The organism is Streptomyces lydicus (genome assembly GCF_001729485.1).
Lineage (GTDB): Bacteria > Actinomycetota > Actinomycetes > Streptomycetales > Streptomycetaceae > Streptomyces > Streptomyces lydicus_D.
Genome location: NZ_CP017157.1, coordinates 6,756,166 through 6,777,655, shown reverse-complemented (window position 1 = coordinate 6,777,655; position 21,490 = coordinate 6,756,166). Strand labels below are relative to the sequence as shown.

The 21,490-nt window shown below is 73.3% G+C and carries 21 protein-coding genes; 11 read left to right on the top strand and 10 right to left on the bottom strand.

Annotated features, from left to right (window positions below):
• Positions 1 to 52: 52 nt before the first annotated feature.
• Positions 53 to 802: a hypothetical protein gene (locus SL103_RS29300; RefSeq protein WP_069571993.1), complete on the bottom strand. Its 750-nt coding sequence runs from the start codon at positions 800 to 802 to the stop codon at positions 53 to 55.
• Positions 803 to 1,066: 264 nt separating this feature from the next.
• Here SL103_RS29300 and SL103_RS29295 point away from each other — a divergent pair, with 264 nt between their 5' ends.
• Positions 1,067 to 1,900 (top strand): rhomboid-like protein, encoded by an 834-nt coding sequence (locus SL103_RS29295; RefSeq protein ID WP_069571992.1) that lies wholly within the window; start codon positions 1,067 to 1,069, stop codon positions 1,898 to 1,900.
• A 53-nt stretch (positions 1,901 to 1,953) separates the two neighbouring features.
• Here SL103_RS29295 and SL103_RS29290 read toward each other — a convergent pair whose 3' ends face one another.
• Positions 1,954 to 2,508 carry a hypothetical protein gene (locus SL103_RS29290; RefSeq protein ID WP_069571991.1) on the bottom strand — a complete coding sequence of 185 codons (555 nt, stop codon included), beginning with the start codon at positions 2,506 to 2,508 and terminating at the stop codon, positions 1,954 to 1,956.
• A 117-nt stretch (positions 2,509 to 2,625) separates the two neighbouring features.
• On the opposite strand from SL103_RS29290, the gene SL103_RS29285 reads away from it, so the two are divergent.
• Positions 2,626 to 3,531 (top strand): pentapeptide repeat-containing protein, encoded by a 906-nt coding sequence (locus tag SL103_RS29285; protein WP_079146037.1) that lies wholly within the window; start codon positions 2,626 to 2,628, stop codon positions 3,529 to 3,531.
• 174 nt (positions 3,532 to 3,705) lie between these two features.
• Positions 3,706 to 6,114 (top strand): endopeptidase La, encoded by a 2,409-nt coding sequence (gene lon / locus SL103_RS29280; protein WP_069571989.1) that lies wholly within the window; start codon positions 3,706 to 3,708, stop codon positions 6,112 to 6,114.
• Positions 6,115 to 6,219: 105 nt separating this feature from the next.
• Here the strand turns inward: lon and SL103_RS29275 are convergent, their stop codons facing one another.
• Positions 6,220 to 7,077, bottom strand: a complete 858-nt coding sequence (locus tag SL103_RS29275) for a lysozyme (RefSeq protein WP_069571988.1) — start codon at positions 7,075 to 7,077, stop codon at positions 6,220 to 6,222.
• A 278-nt stretch (positions 7,078 to 7,355) separates the two neighbouring features.
• Here SL103_RS29275 and SL103_RS29270 point away from each other — a divergent pair, with 278 nt between their 5' ends.
• Positions 7,356 to 7,859, top strand: coding sequence for a MarR family winged helix-turn-helix transcriptional regulator (locus tag SL103_RS29270; protein WP_069571987.1), 504 nt, complete (start codon positions 7,356 to 7,358; stop codon positions 7,857 to 7,859).
• Between the two features lie 94 nt (positions 7,860 to 7,953).
• Here SL103_RS29270 and SL103_RS29265 read toward each other — a convergent pair whose 3' ends face one another.
• Positions 7,954 to 8,799, bottom strand: a complete 846-nt coding sequence (locus SL103_RS29265; protein ID WP_069571986.1) for a protein phosphatase 2C domain-containing protein — start codon at positions 8,797 to 8,799, stop codon at positions 7,954 to 7,956.
• Positions 8,800 to 9,412: 613 nt separating this feature from the next.
• Between SL103_RS29265 and SL103_RS29260 the strand changes: the two genes are divergently transcribed.
• The 5 genes from SL103_RS29260 (at position 9,413) to SL103_RS29240 (ending at position 15,194) form a co-directional block, all read left to right on the top strand.
• A complete protein-coding gene (locus SL103_RS29260) occupies positions 9,413 to 12,292 on the top strand; it encodes a sensor histidine kinase (protein ID WP_432215408.1) in 2,880 nt (959 codons plus the stop codon).
• Complete coding sequence (locus SL103_RS29255) at positions 12,289 to 12,786, top strand: roadblock/LC7 domain-containing protein (protein WP_069571985.1); 498 nt, start codon at positions 12,289 to 12,291, stop codon at positions 12,784 to 12,786. The genes SL103_RS29260 and SL103_RS29255 overlap by 4 nt, the downstream gene beginning before the upstream one ends.
• Positions 12,783 to 13,187, top strand: a complete 405-nt coding sequence (locus tag SL103_RS29250; RefSeq protein WP_033266684.1) for a DUF742 domain-containing protein — start codon at positions 12,783 to 12,785, stop codon at positions 13,185 to 13,187. The genes SL103_RS29255 and SL103_RS29250 overlap by 4 nt, the downstream gene beginning before the upstream one ends.
• 37 nt (positions 13,188 to 13,224) lie before the next feature.
• Positions 13,225 to 13,842, top strand: coding sequence for a GTP-binding protein (locus tag SL103_RS29245; protein WP_069571984.1), 618 nt, complete (start codon positions 13,225 to 13,227; stop codon positions 13,840 to 13,842).
• Positions 13,843 to 13,940: 98 nt separating this feature from the next.
• A complete protein-coding gene (locus SL103_RS29240) occupies positions 13,941 to 15,194 on the top strand; it encodes a styrene monooxygenase/indole monooxygenase family protein (protein ID WP_069571983.1) in 1,254 nt (417 codons plus the stop codon).
• Positions 15,195 to 15,274: 80 nt separating this feature from the next.
• Here the strand turns inward: SL103_RS29240 and SL103_RS29235 are convergent, their stop codons facing one another.
• The 3 genes from SL103_RS29235 to SL103_RS29225 form a co-directional block, all read right to left on the bottom strand.
• The gene (locus SL103_RS29235; protein ID WP_069571982.1) at positions 15,275 to 15,547 is read right to left on the bottom strand and encodes a hypothetical protein; all 273 of its coding nucleotides are present in this window, start codon (positions 15,545 to 15,547) and stop codon (positions 15,275 to 15,277) included.
• A gap of 36 nt (positions 15,548 to 15,583) precedes the next feature.
• On the bottom strand, positions 15,584 to 16,324 hold the full coding sequence (locus SL103_RS29230; RefSeq protein WP_069571981.1) for a TetR/AcrR family transcriptional regulator: 741 nt from the start codon (positions 16,322 to 16,324) through the stop codon (positions 15,584 to 15,586).
• 73 nt (positions 16,325 to 16,397) lie between these two features.
• Positions 16,398 to 17,345, bottom strand: coding sequence for an AurF N-oxygenase family protein (locus SL103_RS29225; protein ID WP_069571980.1), 948 nt, complete (start codon positions 17,343 to 17,345; stop codon positions 16,398 to 16,400).
• A 170-nt stretch (positions 17,346 to 17,515) separates the two neighbouring features.
• Between SL103_RS29225 and SL103_RS29220 the strand changes: the two genes are divergently transcribed.
• A complete protein-coding gene (locus SL103_RS29220) occupies positions 17,516 to 18,625 on the top strand; it encodes a ferritin-like domain-containing protein (RefSeq protein ID WP_069571979.1) in 1,110 nt (369 codons plus the stop codon).
• Between the two features lie 34 nt (positions 18,626 to 18,659).
• Here the strand turns inward: SL103_RS29220 and SL103_RS29215 are convergent, their stop codons facing one another.
• Positions 18,660 to 19,565, bottom strand: coding sequence for an alpha/beta fold hydrolase (locus SL103_RS29215; protein WP_208869983.1), 906 nt, complete (start codon positions 19,563 to 19,565; stop codon positions 18,660 to 18,662).
• 83 nt (positions 19,566 to 19,648) lie between these two features.
• On the opposite strand from SL103_RS29215, the gene SL103_RS29210 reads away from it, so the two are divergent.
• Positions 19,649 to 20,119, top strand: a complete 471-nt coding sequence (locus SL103_RS29210) for a MarR family winged helix-turn-helix transcriptional regulator (RefSeq protein WP_069571977.1) — start codon at positions 19,649 to 19,651, stop codon at positions 20,117 to 20,119.
• Here SL103_RS29210 and SL103_RS29205 read toward each other — a convergent pair.
• Together SL103_RS29205 and SL103_RS29200 are read right to left on the bottom strand one after the other, a co-directional pair.
• Complete coding sequence (locus SL103_RS29205; protein ID WP_069571976.1) at positions 20,116 to 20,937, bottom strand: ABC transporter ATP-binding protein; 822 nt, start codon at positions 20,935 to 20,937, stop codon at positions 20,116 to 20,118. The genes SL103_RS29210 and SL103_RS29205 overlap by 4 nt on opposite strands.
• 80 nt (positions 20,938 to 21,017) lie before the next feature.
• A complete protein-coding gene (locus SL103_RS29200; protein WP_069571975.1) occupies positions 21,018 to 21,485 on the bottom strand; it encodes an HD domain-containing protein in 468 nt (155 codons plus the stop codon).
• Positions 21,486 to 21,490 lie beyond the last annotated feature (5 nt).

Below are 21,490 nucleotides of genomic sequence, written 5' to 3'. Positions count from 1 at the left end.
GCGTGGTCGCGTCTTGCTGGGCAGCAGCGTACGGGCACGGCGCGACTGTCGGCTACGCGCCCTTGCGCGCGAGATGGACCACGTCGGGGACGCCTCGGACAACCGGGATCTCTTCCGTACGCACCCCGCTGAAACCGGCATTTCGCAAGGCTTCCTCGAATGCCGGCGAGGGCTGCGCGGACCACACGGCGAGCACTCCGCCGGGTGTCAGGCGGTCGTGGCAGGCCGCGAGGCCGGTGGGGGAGTAGAGGGTGTCGTTGCCCTCGGTGACGGTCCAGTCGGGGCCGTTGTCGATGTCCAGGCACAGCGCGTCGTAGGTGTCCCCGCCCGCGTCGGCGCGCAGGTGGGCGACGAGGTCGGTGTGCAGGATCTCGCAGCGCGGGTCGGCGAGGGCGGCCGCCGAGACGTCGGACAACGGGCCCGTGCGGTGCCAGTCGATGACCGCCGCCTCGCGCTCGACGACGGCGATCCGGCCCCAGCGCGGCTGCTCGGCGGCGCGGGCCAGCGAGAATCCGACGCCCAGGCCGCCGATCAGCACCGCGGGCCGTGCGCGGCCGGCCGGCAGTGCGGCCAGCGCGGCGTCGACCAGCAGCCGCTCGGAGCGGCCGTCGGAGGTGTCCATCAGGAAGCAGCCGTTGGCGATGATCTCGTAGACGACGCGGGCCGCCGGGGCGCCGGGCCCGGCGGGGGACCCGTCCCGTTGCCGCAGCACCACCTCGCCGTACGGGCCCTCGCGGCGGTCGAGCGTGCGGGGGGCCGGGGCCGGACCGGTCGTCGGATGCGGAGGAGTAACGGACGCCATGCGGCCATGGTGGCCAACGCGGGCCGCGGCGGTCCACCTCGTTTGCGGGGCCGGCGGGCCGGACGCGGCGGCCCCCGGCGACCGTTGCCCGACGTGATGCATCTCACTCACACAGCTTCTTCATGGGTTGAGCGTGCAGGCTGGTGCGCGACGTTGTGCAGGGCAGAGCGAGCACGCACCGCCGGGCGGCACGGGCACGGCTCACCGGATGCGCATGGACGGAAGGGGCCCAGGACCGTGAGCAGGCTGGAAACCCTCGGGGGAATGCAGGGGGAGCGGGCGTCGGAGGGCCGGGCTCCGGCCGGTGGTGAGCGGCCGGCGGACCCGCTCCCGGTGCTGCCGGGCATCCCCCGGCAGCGGGACCCGGGCGCCGCGGCCCCCGCGGACGGGGCGGCGCCACCGCTCCGGCCGGCGCGTGCCCGGCCGCGGCCCTGGCTGCTGCTGCCCACCCCCGCCGGCACCCCCTTCACCTTCGGCTACGCGCTCCTGCTGGTGGGCACCTCGCTGTTCGCCGAGTACGCCGACCCGGGCCTGGTCTCCGAACTGCTGCAGGGCTCCAGCACCGACGTCGTCCACCTCGCGCAGGCGCCGCTGCTGGTGCTGGTGGCCAGCGCGCTGTGGATCGCCGGCGGGATGGCCTCGGCGTACGCGCTCGCCTTCCTCTTCGTGCTGACGGCCCTGGAGCGGCGGATCGGCGGACTGCGCACCGCCGCGGTCTTCTTCGGCGGCCACGCGCTGGCCACCCTCGCCACCGAGCTGCCCGTCGCCTTCTCGGTCGCCGCCGGCCAGCTGCCGGAGAGTTCCCTGCACCGCCTCGACTACGGCATCAGCTTCGGCGTGATGACCTGCATCGGAGCCCTCGCGGGCGTGCTTCCGGCCTGGGTGCGCTGGCCGCTGCTGGTGGGCGTCGGCTATCTGGCCCTCACCGATCTGCTGGCCTACGCCGACCCGATGACCGACTGGGGCCACCTGCTCTCCGTCGCCCTGGGGGTGGCCGGCTGGCCGCTGCTCCGCCGCTGGCGCGTCCACCGCACCGGTCCGGTGCCGCTCCTCGGCGACCTGGGGCACCCGGCACTGCGCGGCGCGCGGCTGCACTGAGCCGCGGCCCCTCGCCCCTCGGCGGATGCGCCCGTGTCGTCCGTCCGGTGGCCCTACGGCCGTGCGGTCGCGCGGTAGGCGTGGGCGATGGCGTAGGCGCAGCCGCCCAGCAGTGCCACGCCGGACAGCACACCGCTCACGAACGGCACCCACGCCACGGCGGAGGTCGCCGCCATCCCCAGGCCGGTCAGACCGAGCGCGGTCAGCGCGGTGCCCGGTACGGCGATGCTGCGCTGCTTCCAGACCGCGGTCAGCGCCAGGAAGTGCAGCCCGACGATCAGCGCGATCCAGGCCACGGCCGTCTCCGCCGGGGCGCCCGCCCCGCGCAGGGCGAGGTTGCCGCCGATCAGCAGCACCACCTCGGCCGCCACGACGAAGCCGAACTTCCCGCCGTACCAGCTCCCCCGGGGAGCCCCGGGGACGCCCACGGCGGGCCCGCTCCGGCGCCCGGCCCGCAGCGCCAGCGCCAGCAGTCCCCCGAAAGTGAGCACCGCGAGCACCCGCAGCGCGTTCCCGATCGTGGGATTCAAGGGGTCGTGGGCATTGGCGACGACGAAGACCGTCCCGAAGAAGGCACCGATGAACACGCCGGACATCCGCTGCAACATGCCGTGAAAGTAGCAGTCCTGACGTTCCGTGAGAGAGGGGCGCGGGTCCGGCCGCGGCCGCGGTGGTCGGCTGCGGGGGGCGGCCCGGCGCGGGCGCCCCGTACGCGGACTGGAAGAATGGACCCTTCTTCCGGCGCCGCAGGTGCGCCGCCCGCCGCCCGCAGGAGTACCCGCACCGTGTCCGCAGAACGTCCGCAGGACCGCAAGCAGTCGAATCCGCCCCCCACCGAGCTGGACCTGGTGTCCGACTGCGGCAGTTGCTTCGGGCTGTGCTGTGTGGCGCTGCCCTTCGCCGCCTCCGCGGACTTCGCGATCGACAAGGACGCCGGGCGGCCCTGCCCGAACCTGCAGACCGACTTCCGCTGCGGCATCCACGCCGACCTGCGGGGGCGGGGCTTCTCCGGCTGCACCGTCTTCGACTGCTTCGGCGCCGGCCAGAAGGTCTCCCAGGTCACCTTCGGCGGCCGGGACTGGCGGCAGGCACCGGGCACCGCCCGGCAGATGTTCGACGTCTTCCCGGTCATGCGGCAGCTGCACGAACTCCTCTGGTACCTCACCGAGGCACTGGGCCTGCCGGACGCCCGCCCGGTCCACACCGCGCTGCGCGCCGCCCTGGAGAAGACCGAACGCCTCACCCGGGGCAGCGCCGAGGAGCTCGGCCGGCTGGACGTGCCGGCCCACCGCGGTGAGGTCAACGCCCTGCTGCTGCGCACCAGCGAGCTCGTACGGGCCACGGTTCCGGGCCGCAAGAAGGAGCGCCGGGGCGCCGACCTGATGGGGGCCCGGCTGCGGAAGGCCGACCTGCGGGGCGCCAACCTGCGCGGGGCGTACCTCATCGCCGCCGACCTCCGGGGCGCCGATCTGCGGCAGGCGGACCTGATCGGGGCCGATCTGCGGGACGCCGACCTGAGCGGCGCCGACCTCACCGGCGCCCTCTTCCTCACCCAGGCCCAGGTCAACGCGGCCCGCGGCGACGCCACCACCACACTGCCGCCCGCCCTGTCCCGCCCCGCCCACTGGTAGCGGGCCGCCGCTGCCCCCTCCGAGCCGAGCCGGGTCCCGTACGGGGCCCGGCTCGGCCGTTTGCGTTTCCGGGCCGCGGCCTTGATCGCTCACAGCGAACGCGCCTCGGGGAACATCTCGGCAGCCGCTGACATTGAGTGGGTAAAGCTCAACTTGCTTGCCGAAGGGGAGATCATGGCTTCGACGTCCACCTCGCTCACTCTGCCCGTGCTGCCCCTCGATGACGAGGTCGTGCTGCCCGGCATGGTGGTGCCTCTGGACCTGTCCGACTCCGAGGTCCGCGCCGCGGTGGAGGCCGCGCAGGCCGCCGCCTCATCGGGTAACAAGCCGCGGGTGCTGCTTGTGCCCCGCGTCGACGGGACGTACGCGGGCATCGGCACGCTCGGGCGGATCGAACAGGTCGGGCGGCTCTCCGACGGCGACCCGGGGGCGCTGATCCGGGGCCTGGGCCGGGTGCGGATCGGTTCCGGCACCACCGGGCCCGGTGCCGCGCTGTGGGTGGAGGGCACAACGGTCGAGGAGACGGTCCCCGAACGGCTGCCCGGCGCGGTGACCGAACTCGTCACCGAGTACAAGGCGCTGGCCACCAGCTGGCTGCGCAAGCGCGGTGCCTGGCAGGTCGTCGACCGCGTCCAGCAGATCGAGGACGTGTCGGCCCTCGCCGACAACTCCGGCTACTCACCGTTCCTGACGACCGAACAGAAGGTCCGGCTGCTGGAGACCACCGACCCGGTGGCCCGGCTGAGGTTCGCCACCGAGGCGCTGCGCGACCACCTCGCCGAGCAGGACGTCGCCGAGTCCATCGCCAAGGACGTCCAGGAGGGCGTCGACAAGCAGCAGCGGGAGTTCCTGCTGCGGCGCCAGCTGGAGGCCGTCCGCAAGGAGCTCGCCGAGCTCAACGGCGACCCGGAGGACGAGGGCGACGACTACCGCGCCCGGGTCGAGGCCGCCGAGCTGCCCGAACACGTCCGCAAGGCCGCCCTCAAGGAGGTCGACAAGCTGGAGCGGGCGAGCGACCAGAGCCCGGAGGGCTCGTGGATCCGCACCTGGCTGGACACCGTCCTGGAGCTGCCCTGGAACGAACGGACCGAGGACGCCTACGACATCGCCGGCGCCAAGGAGGTCCTGGACGCCGACCACGCCGGCCTGGAGGACGTCAAGGAGCGGATCACCGAATACCTGGCGGTTCGCAAGCGGCGGGCCGAGCGGGGGCTCGGCCTCGTCGGAGGGCGCCGCGGCGGGGCCGTCCTGGCGCTCGTCGGGCCGCCCGGTGTCGGCAAGACCTCGCTGGGTGAGTCCGTCGCGCGGGCCATGGGCCGGAAGTTCGTCCGGGTCGCCCTCGGCGGCGTGCGCGACGAGGCGGAGATCCGGGGCCACCGGCGGACGTACGTCGGCGCGCTGCCCGGCCGGATCGTGCGCGCGGTCAAGGAGGCCGGGTCGATGAACCCGGTGGTGCTGCTCGACGAGATCGACAAGGTGGGCTCCGACTTCCGGGGCGACCCGGCCGCCGCCCTCCTGGAGGTCCTCGACCCGGCGCAGAACCACACCTTCCGCGACCACTACCTGGAGGTCGAACTCGACCTCAGCGACGTGGTCTTCCTGGCCACCGCCAACGTCCTGGAGGCCATCCCCGAGCCGCTGCTCGACCGGATGGAGCTGGTCCGGCTGGACGGCTACACCGAGGACGAGAAGGTCACCATCGCCCGTGACCACCTGCTGCCGCGCCAGCTGGAGCGGGCCGGCCTGGAGCCGGGCGAGGTGGCGCTGGAGGACCCGGCGCTGCGCAAGCTGGCGGGCGAGTACACCCGCGAGGCGGGCGTACGGAACCTGGAGCGGGCCCTGGCCAGGCTGCTGCGCAAGGTCGCGGCCGAGCACGAACTCGGCGAGCGGAAGCTGCCGTTCACGGTCGGCGTGGACGAGCTGCGCCCGCTGATCGGGCGACCGCACCACACCCCGGAGTCGGCGCAGGACCCGGCGGAGCGCCGGACGGCCGTGCCCGGTGTGGTCACCGGCCTCGCGGTCACCGGCGCCGGCGGCGACGTGCTGTACGTGGAGGCGTCGCTCGCCGATCCGGAGACCGGCGCGTCCGGGCTCCAGCTGACCGGACAGCTCGGCGACGTGATGAAGGAGTCCGCGCACATCGCCCTGTCGTTCCTGCGCTCGCACGGCGCGGAGCTGGAGCTCCCGGTCGGCGACCTGAAGGAGCGCGGAGTGCATCTGCACGTACCGGCGGGCGCCGTCCCCAAGGACGGGCCGAGCGCGGGCGTCACGATGACCACGGCGCTGGCCTCGCTGCTGTCGGGCCGGCAGGTCCGGCCGGACGTGGCGATGACCGGTGAGGTCTCGCTGACCGGGCGAGTGCTGCCGATCGGCGGGGTCAAGCAGAAGCTGCTCGCGGCGCACCGGGCCGGGATCACCACGGTGATCATCCCCAAGCGCAACGAGCCGGACCTGGACGACGTGCCGGCCGAGATCCTCGCCGCCCTGGAGGTGCACGCGGTCGCGGACGTCCGGCAGGTGCTGGAGCTGGCGCTGACCCCGGCGTCGAACGGGGCGGCGCCGGAGGTCCCCGTCGCGGCGTGAGGGACGCGCGGGGAACGGGACGGGCCCCTGCCGCCAGGTGCGGCAGGGGCCCTCTCGCGCGCGGACCGGGCGTGGGTGGGGCCGCCCGGTGCCGGGGGTGCGGGGTCAGCCGTTGGCCAGCGCCTGGAGCCGGTCGTAGGCGCCGTTGAAGAGGTTGTGGTCGCCGACCGTCGGGCCGGTGGAGGTGTACTGCCAGATGGTGTGGAAGCCCCAGCCGGCGGGGAGTTCGCCGACCGACGAGCCGTAGCGCGGGACCCACAGCGGGTTCACCACGCCGAATGCGGACGAATTGCCGGTGCACTGCTTCCACCAGCTGGTGGAGGTGTAGATGACCGCGTCCCGGCCGGTGCGCGCCTTGTAGGTGGCGAACCAGTCCTTCATCCAGTTGACCAGGCCGGCCGCGCTCAGCCCGTAACAGGTCGAGCCGTAGGGGTTGTACTCCATGTCCAGCGCCCCGGGCAGGGTCTTGCCGTCCCTGGACCAGCCGCCGCCGTGGTCGACGAAGTAGTTGGCCTGGGCGGCGCCGCTGGAGGTGTTGGGCGTGGCGAAGTGGTACGCGCCGCGGATCATTCCGGCGTTGTAGGAGCCGTTGTACTGCTGCGCGAAGTACGGGTTGGTGTAGCTGGTGGACTCCGTCGCCTTGGCATAGGCGAAGCGGACGCCGCTGTTCCAGAGCGTCGACCAGGCGACGTTGCCGTTGTGGCTGCTGACGTCCACGCCTTCGACGGACCCCGCGAGCGCGGCACCCGTGGGTGTGCCGGCGCCGGTGCCCTCGTGGGCGGCGATCTGGGAGCCGGCCCAGTCCTGCCCGGGGTGGGTGGGTTCCGGTGCGCGCCCGGGAGCCGCGGCACCGGCGGTGCCCGGCAGGCCGAGCAGGAGGGAGAGGACCGCGAGGAGGGCCCCGGCCACGGTCGCCAGCGACCGCGCGGGACGGTGGGGGAAGCCGGATCTGAGCACGGGCATACGTGCCTCCGAAGATCTCGGTGGGTGTTCTGAGGGGGGAGGTAACCAGTGGCACGACACGACGCGAGGACACGGAGGTGCGGCGTGCATGACGAGCGGCGGAACCTTTGACACCGTCCGGCCGATTGGTGTGGCCATGCCAGAAATGACGATACGCGCGTAGACCCGGGGGGCAAAAGAGGTGCCGTGGGCTGCCGTTGGTCTAATCCTGCGAAATACTGGCGGAGCTGCGGCTTCGCCCGGCGAGGGCGGAAACTTTCAGATGAGGGAAAGCGGGCATGGGCGCTGACGTGCACAACACCGGGACCGGCGACACGGCGGCGGACGGCGAACCGACTGGTGTGGACCACGTATTCCTGGCCCTGGAACGCGAATTGGCGGTATTTCTCCGCCGCGCCCGGGCCTCTTCCGGCGAACTGGCCCGAATGGTACATCCCGACCTGGAGCCGTCCGCGTACGGGCTGCTGCTCCGGCTGGCCGATGCCGGGGCCCAGCGCGCCACCGACCTCGCCGGCTTCTTCGGCGTCGGCAAGGCCACGATGAGCCGTCAGCTGCACGCCCTGGAGAAGCTGGGGCTGGTCGCCCGCGAACCGGACCCGGCCGACGGCCGTGCGGTCCTGGTGCGGATCACCGACGAGGGGCGCGCCCGCTTCACCCGCGTCCGCAACGGGCGCCGCGCGCAGTACGCCCGGCGTCTGGCCTCCTGGGACCGCGGCGAGGTGTCCGAACTGGCGCGGCTGCTGCACCGGCTGAATACGGAGCAGGAGGGCGAGGAGGGATAAGCCGCACCTTCCGGACCGCCGGGCCGGTCGCCCGTCGCGGTCCGGACGGCCGCCGCGGACCCGTCCCCGGTTCCCGTGCCGGAGCCCGTTTCTGTCACGGCGCCACAAAAATCACCGCCGCGTCGTCCCGGGCCTTCCCACGGGGGTGGCCGGTGCCCTCCGGGTCGGCGGCCTCGGCGGCGCGGACCCGGTCGATGAGCGCCTGGGGTCCTTCGCCGGCCACCAGCCGCACGCAGTCGGCCCACGAGCCCTCGTGGAAGACCTCCACCCAGCGGCTCGCGCCGTCCGAGAGGGCGGTCAGTGAGCGGACCCGGTCGCGCGGGGTGCTGCCGGTGACCGCGCGGGCGGCCACCGCCGGGTCGGCCGCGGCGGTGAAGAAGCCGCCCTCGGCGTTGCGCAGCGCCTCGACCGCGCGGCCGTACTCCCGGCCCGCGGCGGCCCGTTCCGCCGAGCCGCGCGGCAGCGCCCGTACGGCGTCCCGCTGCGCCCGTACCGCGGGCGGCAGCTCGTCCAGCCGCGGGTCGAGCACCGGCCGCACCGAGCCGTCGGTCCGTTCCACCAGCAGCACCGAGTCGGACAGGACGAGATGGTCGACGGTGTCCCCGGACCACCGCGCGAGCACGACAGTTGCCTGCGGAGTGCGGGCGTGAGAAAGGTCACAGGTGGTCCGGTGAACCTCGGCTGTCCGGGAGATGGCCGCGGCCAGCACCTCAGTGAGCGTCATATCCCGGTGTGAAACCGACAGTTCCAACAATGCGCCCCCGAGCCGCGCGGTGAACCACGGGACCGGGTGGCGGCATCCGTAGTCCTCCTCGGGCGGTGTCACGCCGTCCAGCAGGACGAGGACGCCGCCCTGACCGGACGCCGGCAGAGCTACCGATGCGTAGTCCTCGTTTGGGCGTTGGGGGTCGCCCGGCTCGGTGGCGAGTTCGATGCGCATGGCGGCAAGTCTGCCGGAGGCCGTGGTTTCCGCCCGGTGTCCGGGCGTGTCCGGCGGTAACCCCGTGCGGCCGGGGCAGCTGTGCGGGAATGGTGTGGACCACGGGCCCGGCGGCGTGCGGGCGCGCATCCTGCCAGGAGCGGGTCGCATCTCCAAACCCGTCCGGGGGTTGCGCGGGGTTGCCGCCGAAAACGTCGGCGCACGGAAGTTGATGGCCAAACTCCGATTGATGTTCACTCGTTCAGGTGGCCGGGCATGTGTTGCCGAGCCACTGCGCGGCGCCGGTGGAATGGTCGTTGCCCGTTCACGGGGCGCGGCCAGGACGTCCGTCGTGACGCGCAAGCCGGACTGTCTACCCTCGCGGAAGTGTGCGCTGCTGCGGTGTTCGCGCAGGTCCGCCCCGCGAGCGGAGAGCCAGCCGGGTCCGCGACGCCACACGGCGTGGGCAGGCGAGACAGGATTGCGAGCAGCGGTGCGGAAGATGCGGCTTCGGGGCGGCGCAGGGAAGCCGGGTTCACCGGCCGGTTCGATCGCGGGACCCGGCAAGGGCCCGCTGTCCGGCAAGGGACCGGGTACGGCCGTTGACGACCTCGCGGGACGGCGTCCCGCGCGGGTGCGCAACCGGCTCGTCGGAGCGGTGGCCGTGGTCGCCGCGGCGGTCCTCGGGGCCGGCGCCCCCGGTCTCGCCGCCACCGCCGACGACGCCAACGGCAGCCAGCAGCTGGTGGATCAGGCCGAGCTGAACGCCCGCGCCGTCGCGCTGTCGCACTCCCTCGCCGACGAACGCGACGGCATGACCGCGTACGCGGCCGCCGGCCGGGCCACCCGGACCGGTACCGGAACCGGCGGAACGGGGCTCAACGGCACCGGAACCGGCGGAACCGGCCTCAACGGCGCGGGTGTCAACGCAACGGGCACCGCCGGCGGTACGACGGGCGCCAACGGCATCGGCACGCACGGCACGGGCACCAACGGCACCGGGACCCGCGCGAGCGGGATCGGCGGCGCCCGGGCGCAGGCCGCCGTCTCCGCCGACTCCGCGGTCTCCCGGACCCAGCAGGCCCGGGTCGACCGGCAGATCGACGAGCTGCGCTCCGAGGCCCAGGACGCGTCGGGCGACGCCCCCGCCTACAAGGCGGCCGCCCGCCTGCTGGCCACCCTGCCGCAGACCCGGCACCAGGCGCTGTCCGGGACCGACACCCCCGAGCAGGTCTACAACGCCTATACCGGCATCCTCCAGGCGCTCGGTGCGATCGGCGACGGCATCGCCCGCGGGCTGCCCGCCCGCGCGGACGCCGAGGCCGCCGACATCCGCGCGCTGCCCGCCCTCGGCCGGGCCGCCGAACAGGCCGCCGGCACCCGCGGGCTGCTGCTCGCCGGGCTCAACGCGGGCGGCAGCCAGCCCCGGCTGACGGCGCTCGCCCAGGTCGCGCACCTGCGTGCCCAGGGCGCGTTGGGCGACTTCCGCCAGGCCGCGAGCCAGAGCGCCAAGGACCGCTACGACCGCACCGTCAACGGCGCCGACGTGGCCACCGCCGAGCGCTATCTGACCCGGCTGACCGACCAGCCCCGTCTGGACGCCGCCGACATGCGGCTCAGCCGCCAGCGGGTGCAGGCCACCCTCACCTCCCGCATCGGACTGATGCGCGGCGTCGAATCCGCCCTGGCCACCGCCGACATCCAGCGCCTCGGCGCGCTGCGCGACGACGACGTGACCGAGCTGGAGATCCGCATCGGTCTGGAGGGGCTCTGCCTGCTGGTGGCCGTCGGCGCCGGCATCTGGGCCGCGCGGAGCATGACCCAGCCGCTGGCGGCGCTGCGGATCGGCGCCAAGCGGGTGGCCGACGACCCCGCCAACGAGGAACCCGTCAGCTACAAGGGCCGCAACGACGAGTTCAAGGCCGCCGTACGGTCCGTCAACGCGCTGCACGCCCAGGTCGGCGAGCTGACCCGGCGCACCGCCGAACTGGAGGGCGAGCGCCAGCGGCTGATCGGCGGCCGGCAGCGGCTGGCCGCCCAGCGCGAGGTCCTGCAGCAGCAGAGCGCCACGCTCCAGGGGCAGGTCGCCGAGCTCACCGAGCGGCTGGCCGCCGCGCACGCCGGTGTGCAGGGCCGGTTCGTCAACCTCTCGCTGCGCACCCTCGGACTCGTCGAGCGCCAGCTCGCCGTCATCGAGTCGCTGGAGGAGAGCGAGCAGGACCCCGAGCGGCTGGCGACCCTGTTCAAGCTGGACCACTTCGCCGCGCGGATGCGCCGCAACAGCGAGAACCTGCTCGTGCTCGCGGGCGCGGAGCAGCACGGCACCACCCACCAGGGCCCGGTGCCGCTGCTGGACGTGCTGCGCGCCGCGATCAGTGAGATCGAGCGCTACGAGCGGGTGCGCATCCAGTCGTTGCCGCCGCACTCCCAGGTCGCCGGCTTCGCCGCGGACGACCTCAGCCACCTGGTCGCCGAACTCCTGGAGAACGCCACCGCGTTCTCGCCGCCGGACGCCCATGTCGAGCTGTCCGGCTGGCTGTTGGAGAGCGGTGAGCTGATGCTCTCGGTCCAGGACGAGGGCATAGGGATCACCCCGGAGCGGATGGCCGAGCTCAACGAGCGGCTGTCGGACGCCGAGGCCGCCTCGTCCGCCGAGAACGTCGACGAGGCGCTGGGCCTGGGCCTGTACGTCGTGGTGCGGCTGGCCGCCCGGCACGGCGTCCGGGTGCAGCTGCGGGACGCCAGGCAGGGCGGCGTCACCGCCGTCATCGTGCTGCCCGGTTCGATCCTGCCGACCCGGCCGGCCGCGTCGCCCGCCGCGACGCGGGACGTGACGCACACCCCGAGCCTGCCCGGCTCGGTCGCCGAGGCCAACTCCAACGCCCTGCCGACGCGGGCGCAGCGGATGGCGCCGCAGGCCGCCCCCGCCGCGCCGGCCGCGGACCCGCTGGTCGCCGCCGCCGAGCGCGCGATCGACGCGGCCGGGCTCGCGCCCGGCGACGTCGACGAGCACACCCGGCCGGCGGACGAGGCGGCCCCGGTCGCGGACAGGACCGTGCCGCCGGCCGCCGGCGTCGCCACACCGGCCGCCCCGGCCGCGCCCGCCCCGGCCGCGCCCGGCCCGTACGCCGTCGGCCCGGAGCAGCACACCCGGCCCGTGCCGGACGGGGCGCCCACCGGCGCGCCCGCCACCGACGCGGCACCGGCGGACGCCGGTGCGGAGCCCGCCGCCCCGTCCGCGGAGAAGCGGCGGACCGCCATGGGGCTGCCCAAGCGCACGCCCAAGGTCGTGGCACAGCAGCAAGCGCCCACCGCCCCGCGCAAGAGCGGTGCGGCCAACGCCGAGGCGCTGCGGCGCCGGCTCGGCGGCTTTCAGCAGGGGGCGCGGGTCGGCCGGCGTGAGGTCGAGGCCGAGATCGCGGAACGCACGGTGGAGCAGACCATCCCACAGACCGACACCGACGGAGCGGGGGCCCCGGGAGAGAGCCACGTTGGCGAGGAGGCACGCGATTGAAGGCGCAAGCGCCCACAGGTTACGGACGAGGACTGAGCAGCCAGGCACGGAATCTGCACTGGCTGCTGAGCAACCTGGTCGACGAGGTGCCGGGCATCCGCTCGGTCGCGGTGGTCTCCTCGGACGGTCTGCTGCTGCTCAACTCCGACCCGGATGGGGCGGACGGGCAGGAGGCCCTTCCGGGGGCCGGTGACGGGCCCCGGGGATCCAGTGCCGACCTCGCCACCATCGTGTCCGGCCTCGGCAGCCTCACCCAGGGGGCCGCGAAGCTGATGGACGGCGGTGCCGTCAAGCAGACGATGATCACGATGGACGAGGGCAGTGTGTTCGTCATGTCGATCAGCGACGGTTCGCTGCTCGGCGTGCACGCCACTCCGGACTGCGACATGAACGTCATCGCCTACCACATGGCGCTCTTCGTCGGCCGGGCCGGTCATGTCCTCACCCCCGAACTCCGCAGTGAGCTGCGCAAGTCGATGGAGAGCGCCCAGTGAGTAGCAGTACCCCCAAACTCCCCATACGCGGCGGGGACCGCAAACCCTCGCGGGTACGCCCCTATTCGCTCACCGGCGGCCGGACCCGCTTCGGCCACGTACTGCTCGTCGAGACGTTCGTGGCCGCGCTGGAGGCCCCCGAGGAGCGGCCCGAGCTGACCTCCGGCGGCTGGGGCGACCGGGTAATGCCGGAAATGCGCGCCATCGTCGAGCTGTGCCGCCGGATGCGCTCGGTCGCGGAGATCTCCGCGCTCCTCAAGATGCCGCTGGGCGTGGTCCGCGTCCTGCTCAGCGACCTCGCCGACCAGGGAAAGATTCGCGTCTACGGCACCGGGCACGGCACCGGCCGGCCCGACCGCGCGCTGCTCGAAAGGGTGCTGAGTGGACTTCACAGGCTCTGACACGATATCGGCCGGGCCGACGACGACCGCCGGTTCCGTGGGTCAGGCCGACCCGGTGGCCGCGGCCGCCGACGCGGGGCTGCAGAGCTGGCAGACGGACCGCTCGCGGGCACCGATCGCCACCAAGATCGTGGTGGCCGGCGGCTTCGGTGTCGGCAAGACCACCTTCGTCGGATCGGTCTCGGAGATCACCCCGCTCCAGACCGAGGCGGTGATGACGCAGGCCAGCGAGGACACCGACGACCTGACCGCGACCCCGGAGAAGACCACGACCACGGTCGCGATGGACTTCGGCCGGATCACCCTCGACCAGGAACTGGTGCTGTACCTGTTCGGCACGCCCGGGCAGCAGCGCTTCTGGTTCATGTGGGACGACCTGGTGCGCGGGGCGATCGGCGCGATCGTGATGGCCGACACCCGGCGTCTGGAGGACTGCTTCCCGGCCCTGGACTACTTCGAGAGCTGCGGGCTGCCGTACGTCGTCGCGGTCAACCACTTCGAGGGGACCGACGCGTACGACGCCGAGGACGTCCGCGACGCGCTGACCGTACCGCCGCAGGTACCGATCGTGATCATGGACGCGCGCAAGCGGCCCACGGTCATCCAGTCGCTCCTGTCGCTGGTCGGCCACGCGCTGGAGTCCGCGCCGGAGTAACCGGCCGCCCACCGGCGGGCGGGCCCGTCCCCGGGGCCCGCTCCGCGCCACCCCCCAACCCCTCCCCGAACAACGCAGTAACAGAGAAGAGTGCCGCCATGCGGAAGATACTCGTCGTCGGAGCCGGACAGTCCGGTCTCCAGCTGGCCCTCGGCCTCCAGGCCCGGGGCTACGAGGTCACCCTGATGTCCAACCGCACCGCCGACGAGATCCGCTCCGGCCGGGTCATGTCGACGCAGTGCATGTTCGACACCGCGCTCCAGCACGAGCGCGACCTGGGCATCAACTTCTGGGAGAGCCAGGCCCCGCGCATCGAGGGTCTCGGCGTCTCGGTCGCCGCGCCCGGCAGCCACGAGGCACCGGAAGGGTCGCAGCGCGCCATCGACTGGGTCGGCAAGCTCGACGGCTACGCCCAGTCCGTCGACCAGCGGGTGAAGATGGCCGGCTGGATGGAGACCTTCGCACAGCGTGGCGGCCAGCTCGTCATCCACGGCGCGGCCGTCTCCGACCTGGACTTCTTCGCGAGCCGCTACGACCTGACGCTGGTCTCGGCCGGCAAGGGCGAGCTGGTGTCCATGTTCGGCCGGGACGCCTCCCGTTCGCCCTACGACACCCCGCAGCGCGCGCTCGCCGTCGCCTACGTCCACGGCCTGGGCCCGCGCCCGGAGCACCCCGAGTTCGACGCGGTGCGCTGCAACCTCGTCCCCGGCGTCGGCGAGCTCTTCGTCATGCCGACGTACACCCTCTCCGGCCGCGCCGACATCCTCTTCTGGGAGGGCATCCCCGGTGGCCCGCTGGACGTCTTCCAGTCGGTCAAGGACCCCGACGAGCACCTGGCGCTCACGCTGGAGCTGATGGAGAAGTTCCTGCCCTGGGAGTACGCGCGCGCCACCAAGGTCGAACTGACCGACGCCAACGGCACGCTGGCCGGCCGCTACGCCCCGACCGTGCGCAACCCGATCGGCCGGCTGCCCTCCGGCGGCCTGGTGCTCGGTGTCGCCGACGTGGTCGTCGCCAACGACCCGATCACCGGCCAGGGCTCCAACTCGGCCGCCAAGTGCGCCGCCTCCTACCTGGCCTCCATCGTGGAGCGCGGTGAGCAGCCGTTCGACGAGAAGTGGATGCACAACACCTTCGAGCGCTACTGGCAGACCGCCGGGCACGTCACCAAGTGGACCAACGCGATGCTGGCGCCGCCGCCGGAGCACGTCCTCAACCTCATCGGCGCGGCCGGCCAGCTCCAGCCCGTCGCGGACCGCTTCGCCAACGGCTTCGACGACCCGTCCGACTTCGAGAACTTCTTCTTCGAACCGGACAAGGCGAACGCCTACCTGGCCTCGCTGACCGGCTGACGGCCGGCTCACCCACCGCCCCGGCGGCCCGGCACCCGTGCCCGGCCGCCGGGGCGGTGCGCTTCACCCCGCGCGTCCGCTCAGTCCGGCTTGCTCCAGGGCCACTTGAGACCCCGGACGCCACCGCCCGGTTTCCCCTCCGGGTCGTAGACGTACTGCCACCCGCGCGGCAGGCCCAGCCGGCCCACCCGCCCGGGGACCCGGCGGTAGACGTGCACCGTCGGCGGCCGTCCGTCGTCGTTCGGCACCGGTACCTCGTAGGTCTTCGGCGGCTGGCCGGTCACGCCGACGAGCACGGGCAGGACCCGGCCGTCCAGCGGCCCGCCGACGAACAGGGTGTTCTCGCTTCGCACCGCTCCAGTCTTCCATCCGCGGCGCGCAGGCGCAGGTCACAGCAGGTGCGCGGCCTCGCTCAGGACGGGCAGCAGGCGGCGGGTGAGGTCGCCGACCGGGCCGTCGGCGGCCTCCGTGCGCAGCGCCGCCCGGGTCACCCGCGCGGTCTGCGGATCGCGCGCGGCGGTCGCGGTCAGCAGCGCGACGAAGTGGTCGACCAGCCAGTCGCGCAGTTCGTCGAGCGGCGGCTGCTTGCCCTCGTCGAGCCAGATCAACGAGGCGCCCTCGACGGCGGTGATCCACATCCGGACGGTCATCCGGAGCCGCAGGCCCGGTTCCGGCTCGCCCAGGTGCCGCAGGATCTGGTCGGCCGCGGCGCGCCGCACCTCGTCCACGATCGCGGACGTACGGGTGGTCTCCACGACGCTGCCGCCCTGGAGCAGCGCGCTGAAGCCGGCGTCGTGCTCGTCGACGAACGCCAGATAGCGGTCGAGGGCGCGCGACAGCCGCTGGGTGAGCGGCCCGCTCTCCGGCTCGGCGAAGCAGCGTTCCAGGATGTCGGCCGCGCTGCGCAGCGCGGCCTCGTACAACTGCTGCTTGCCGCCAGGGAAGTAGCGGTAGACGAGCGGCCGCGACACCTGGGCCGCGGTGGCGACGTCGTCCAGCGAGACGTCCTCGGGGGCGCGCTGGGCGAACAGGCCGAGCGCGGCGGTGAGCAATTGGCTGCGGCGCTGCTCGACGCTCAGCCTGCGATAGGCGGGTCGGGGTACTGCTGGGGCGGTGCCGCTGCCGTTCATGAACAGCAGCGTAACCGCCCCGGATTCCGGCTCGTACAGGTGCTCGTGTCCAACGGGTGGGTGAGCGGGCGCTTCAGGCCAGCAGCCCGGAGCTGCGCCACAACCTGCGGCCCGCGCCGCGCAGTACGCCGATCTCGTCGAGGAAGTCGGTGAGCCGCTCGGCGCCGGACTGCATCACCTCGCGGCGGTGGCCGCTGGCCTTGACCTGGGCGACCGCCTCGCGCCGGTCCAGCCCGACGTTGGTGTAGACCTCCGGATTGACGAAGGCGACGGAGAAGACACGGGCCGCCTCGCCGGAACTGATCCGGGTCAGCTCCCGCTCCCAGCGCGGCGCGGTCACCATCTGGCGGCGCAGCTCCTCGCGGGCGTAGCGGACGTGCCGCGCCTCCTCGACGACGTGGATCCGGGTCACCCCGCGCACCAGCGTCTGCACCCGCTCGTCCGGGAAGGTCAGCCGCTGCATCCAGTCGAGGATCTCCTCGCCGAGCAGGGTGCAGGCGAACGAACCCGGGGTGGTGGAAATGGTCTTGAGGACGCGGGCGAGGTTGTGGTTGAGGCGGGAGACGGGGTAATTGGGCGCCCCGCCCCACTGGATCATGCGCGCGAACATCTTCGAGTGCCGGCACTCGTCGGCGATCTCGGTCAGCGCGTAGCGGACGTGGGCGCTGGTGACCGGCTTGTCGTAGATGTGCCGGACCAGCAGCTGCATCAGGATGATCTCGAACCAGATGCCCAGTGAGGCGAGTGAGGCGGCCTCGTGCCGGGAGAGGTCCTGCTGCTGCTCCGGCGACATCTTCTTCCACAGCGGGGTGTCGTAGAGCGAGACCAGCTCCGGCGGCCAGAACCACTTGCCCTCTTCGGGGGGCGCGGTCCAGTCGAGTTCGGTGTCGGGGTCGAAGGAGTGCTTGGCGGAGGAGTCGAGCAACCGCTCGGCGACCTGCTCCCGGTCCTTGAGGAGACCGAGGGCGTCGCGCAGCACGTCGGTGTCCGTCACGGTCATTGCGGTGGGCGCGCTCGTCATGGCTGTGGCTACCTCGCTCGTGGGTTTACCCGCGGTCGCCTCTTATGAGACTGCGCGTCAGCAAGCTCGTCAATCCCCCGCGCACGACTTATTGACCCGCCGGTAAGAAACGTGTGAGCCTGCCAACCACCGCCCATGACAAGGCGTTTGGCGAGCCGAGGAGGCTGTCCGTGCCGACACCGGATCTCTACGTACAGGACCCAGGCGACCCGCTCTGGAAGGTGCCCGCCGCCGGCGCGGCCCGCTTCAGCTGGGACTACGACGACGGACGCGACCGGCTGCTGGCCCTCTACCAGAAGGGCAAGGACAAGCAGTGGGACGCCACCCTCCGGATCGACTGGGACCAGGAGGTGGACCCCTACGACCCGCTCGGCACCCCCGATGAATCGATGTCCCTGTACGGCACCAAGTACTGGGACAAAATGACCGAGAAGGACCGCGGCGAACTGCGCCGGCACTACACCTCCTGGCAGTTCAGCCAGTTCCTGCACGGCGAACAGGGCGCCATGGTCTGCGCGGCCCGCATAGTGGAATCCGTCCCCGACCTCGACGCCAAGTTCTACTCCGCCACCCAGACCATGGACGAGGCGCGGCACGCCGAGATCTACAGCCGCTTCCTCCGGGAGAAGATCGGGATGCTCTACCCGATCAACGACAACCTCCAGGCGCTGCTCGGCGACACCCTCAGGGACTCCCGCTGGGACATGCCCTACCTCGGCATGCAGGTCCTGATCGAGGGCCTGGCGCTGGCCGCCTTCGGCATGATCCGCGACACCACCACCAAGCCGCTGCCGCAGCAGATCCTGGCGTACGTCATGCAGGACGAGGCCCGGCACGTCGCCTTCGGCCGCATGGCGCTGCGCGACCACTACAAGCAGCTCAGCGACGCCGAACTGCGCGAGCGCGAGGAATTCGTCATCGAGGGCTGCTATTTGATGCGCGACCGGCTGCGCGGCCTGGAAGTCCTGGAGAACTTCGGCATTCCGACCCAGGAGGCCGCCGAATTCACCGAACGCTCCGAATTCCTGCACCTGTTCCGGAAATTGCTCTTCAGCCGGATCGTGCCGTGCGTGAAGGACATCGGGCTGTGGGGCGAACGACTGCAGCGCGCCTACCTCGACATGGGCGTCTTCGAGATGGGCGACGCCAATCTGGACCTGCTGATGGCCCAGGACGAGGAACTCGCCGAGAAGCTGGACGCCGAGCGGTTCGCCGCCGAGGAGCAGGCCCGCACGGCGGAGGTCGCGGCGGCGATCGCGGAGGGGGAGGCGGCGGGCTGACCGCGGTGCGCGCCGACGGCACCGTGGACGGGCGTCACGGCGCCGCCGGAGGAGCGGGGTGCGCGCCGGGAGCCGCTGCCAGAAAGCTGAGCACCCGCCGGCCCACCTCCCCGGTCGGGTCGTCGGGCATCGCGTGGTGGCCGACGCCCGGCACGGTCGTGACCACCGCGTCCGGCAGGGCCCGCCGGGCCCCCGCGGCGACCCGGCGGACGTCGTGCGCCCGGCTGCGTCCCGCCAGCAGCACCAGGACCGGTACGCCGGACCCGCGCAGCCGGGTGGCGTCCGGCCGCGGCCCGGTCACCACCTTCGCGTCCCGGAACGCGACCGCGCCCCGGCCCATCAGCCGCACCGTTCCGGGCGCCGGCGGCTCCCCGTACGCCTCCCACTCCAGCAGCCGCCGGGTGCTCGGCTCCCCGGGCCGCAGGAACAGCGGCAGCGCGCGGGCCAGATAGGGCAGCCGGAATCCGGCGAAGCACCGGGTCGGGTCGAGCAGCACCAGCCGGTCGACCCTCGCCCCGGAGGAGCGGGCGGGACCCCCGTCGGCGGTGTGCACCGCGTGCCGCAGCGCGACCCAGCCGCCGTACGAGTGCCCGAGCAGCGCGGCCGACGCGAGCCCGAGGCCGTCGAGCACCCCGTCGAGCCAGTCCGACAGGTCCGCCGGGCGCCGCACGGCCCGCCCGCCGGGCACGCTGAGACCGGGCGTGCCCATCTGGTCCACGGCGTACAGCCGGTGCGTCGGGGCGAGCGCGGCGGCCATGGCGTACCAGGCGGCCGAGGTGGTGCCGCCGCCGTGCAGCAGCACCAGCGGCGGGCCGCCGGCCGCCCCGCAGACATTGACCCGGGTGGTGCCGAACTCCGAGACCACCTCCCGCCGTTCCACCGGGACCGGCCAGCGCGCCATGGCCTCCTCGTAGGCGGTGTGGAAGTCGGCGGCTGCCATACGGACCATCCCCTCGCTCGCCAAGTATCTCGTTGAGCGAGATAATAGGAGAGGGGGCGGCGAGCGAGGAAAGGTGGCCGGACATGGGGCAGCGGCAGGAGCCGGAGGGGATGGACCTGGTCCATCTGCTGCGCGAGACGACCCTGCGACTCGACCTCGCGGGCGCGCGGTTCGCCGGCCGCAACGGCCTGCACCCCACCGACCTGCGGGCGCTGATCAGCCTGCTGGACGCGGCCCGGGCCGGCGAGGAAGCGACCCCCGGCCGGCTCGGCGCGCACCTCGGCCTGAACTCGGCCGGCACCACGGCGCTGGTCGACCGGCTGGAGCGGCTCGGCCTGATCCGCCGGGTCCGCGACACCCGCGACCGGCGCCGCGTCCTGCTGGAGGTGGAGGACCGTGCGATCGCCCTGGGCCAGTCGTTCTTCGGCCCGCTGATCGACCGCGCCTTCGCCCTGCTCGCCACCCTCGACGCCGGCGAACGGGCCGCCGTCCACCGCTTCCTGTCCGGCGTACGGGACGCGGCCTCGGCGGACGACGGGGGCGCCGCCCGCTAGCGCCGGGCCGACCGGGCCAGCCAGCGTCCCTCGTGCCGGGAGACCTCGATCGGACGGCCGAAGCAGGCCGTCAGCCGCTCCCCGGTCAGCACCTCCTCCACCGGGCCGCGCGCCTGCACCCGCCCGTCACGCAGCAGCAGGGCCCGGCCGATGGCCGGGGACAGCTCCTCCAAGTGGTGGGTGACCGTCACGGTCGCCAACTCCGGTCGGCTGCGGGCCAGTCGGTGCAGCGCGTCGATCAGGTCCTCGCGGGAGGGCAGGTCGAGCGCGTTGAACGGCTCGTCGAGCAGTAGCAGTGAGGGATCGGCCATCAGCGCGCGGGCGATCAGGATCCTGGCCCGCTGGCCGCCCGAGCACACCCCGTACGGGCGGTCCGCCAGCTCCTTGCAGTCCAGTTCGGCGAGCAGCTCGTGGGCGCGCCCGCGGGTGGCCTCGTCGTACGTGCGCCACAGCGGCTGCACGGTGCCGGACGCGCCGGTCAGCACGACCGTGTGCCCCGTCGCGTCCTGCGGCACCTTCTGCGCGGAGGAGACCAGGCCGATGACGGCGCGCAGTTCGCGCACGTCGACCGTGCCGAGCCGGTGCCCGAGCACCTCGACCGTGCCGACCGTGGGGAACATCTGCGCGCCGACGAGGCGCAGCACGGTGGTCTTGCCGGCGCCGTTCGCGCCGAGCAACGCCCAGTGCTCCCCGGCTCGTACGGTCCAGTCGACGGCGTCGAGGATGACCTGGCCGGTGGTGTGGCGGCGGACGCCGACGCCTTCCAGGGCGGCGATCACCCGCGCTGCCGGCGCGTCCGACGGCTGAGTGGAAGTCATCGCCGCAGAGTAGCTGTGCACCGCACCTTTCGGCGGGCGCGTCCGGGGGGTGGACCCCGGCAGGACGGGGGCGCGGGCCGTCAGGCCAGGCCCAACAGGCCCCGCACCCGGGCGTACTTCGCGGTCAGCCGGTCCCGGGTCGGCGCGTCCAGCACCGCCAGCCGGGCCGGATCGGCGTTGTGGGCCAGGTCGGACTCCTTGACCAGCAGCGCGCCCGGCGTGGCCAGGATGCGCGCGGTGTACTCCGCCAGCGGCTCACCCGCCCGTTTGGTCACCGCCAGGACCATCGCCTTGGTGGCCTCGCTCAGCGCCGCGCCGGCCAGCCACTCCGCGCTCAGCGCCGCGTCCTCGACGGCGTCGTGCAGCCAGGCCGCCGCGATCTGCTCGTCGCTCCCGCCCCGTTCGCGCACCCCCGCCGCCACCGCGGCCAGATGCTCGGCGTACGGGCGGCCCGCCTTGTCGGTCTGACCCGCGTGGGCGCGCCGGGCCAGCGCCTCGACCTCGGCCAGGGACAGCCGCGCGGGAGCGGACGGGGGAGTGTCGGTCATACGGC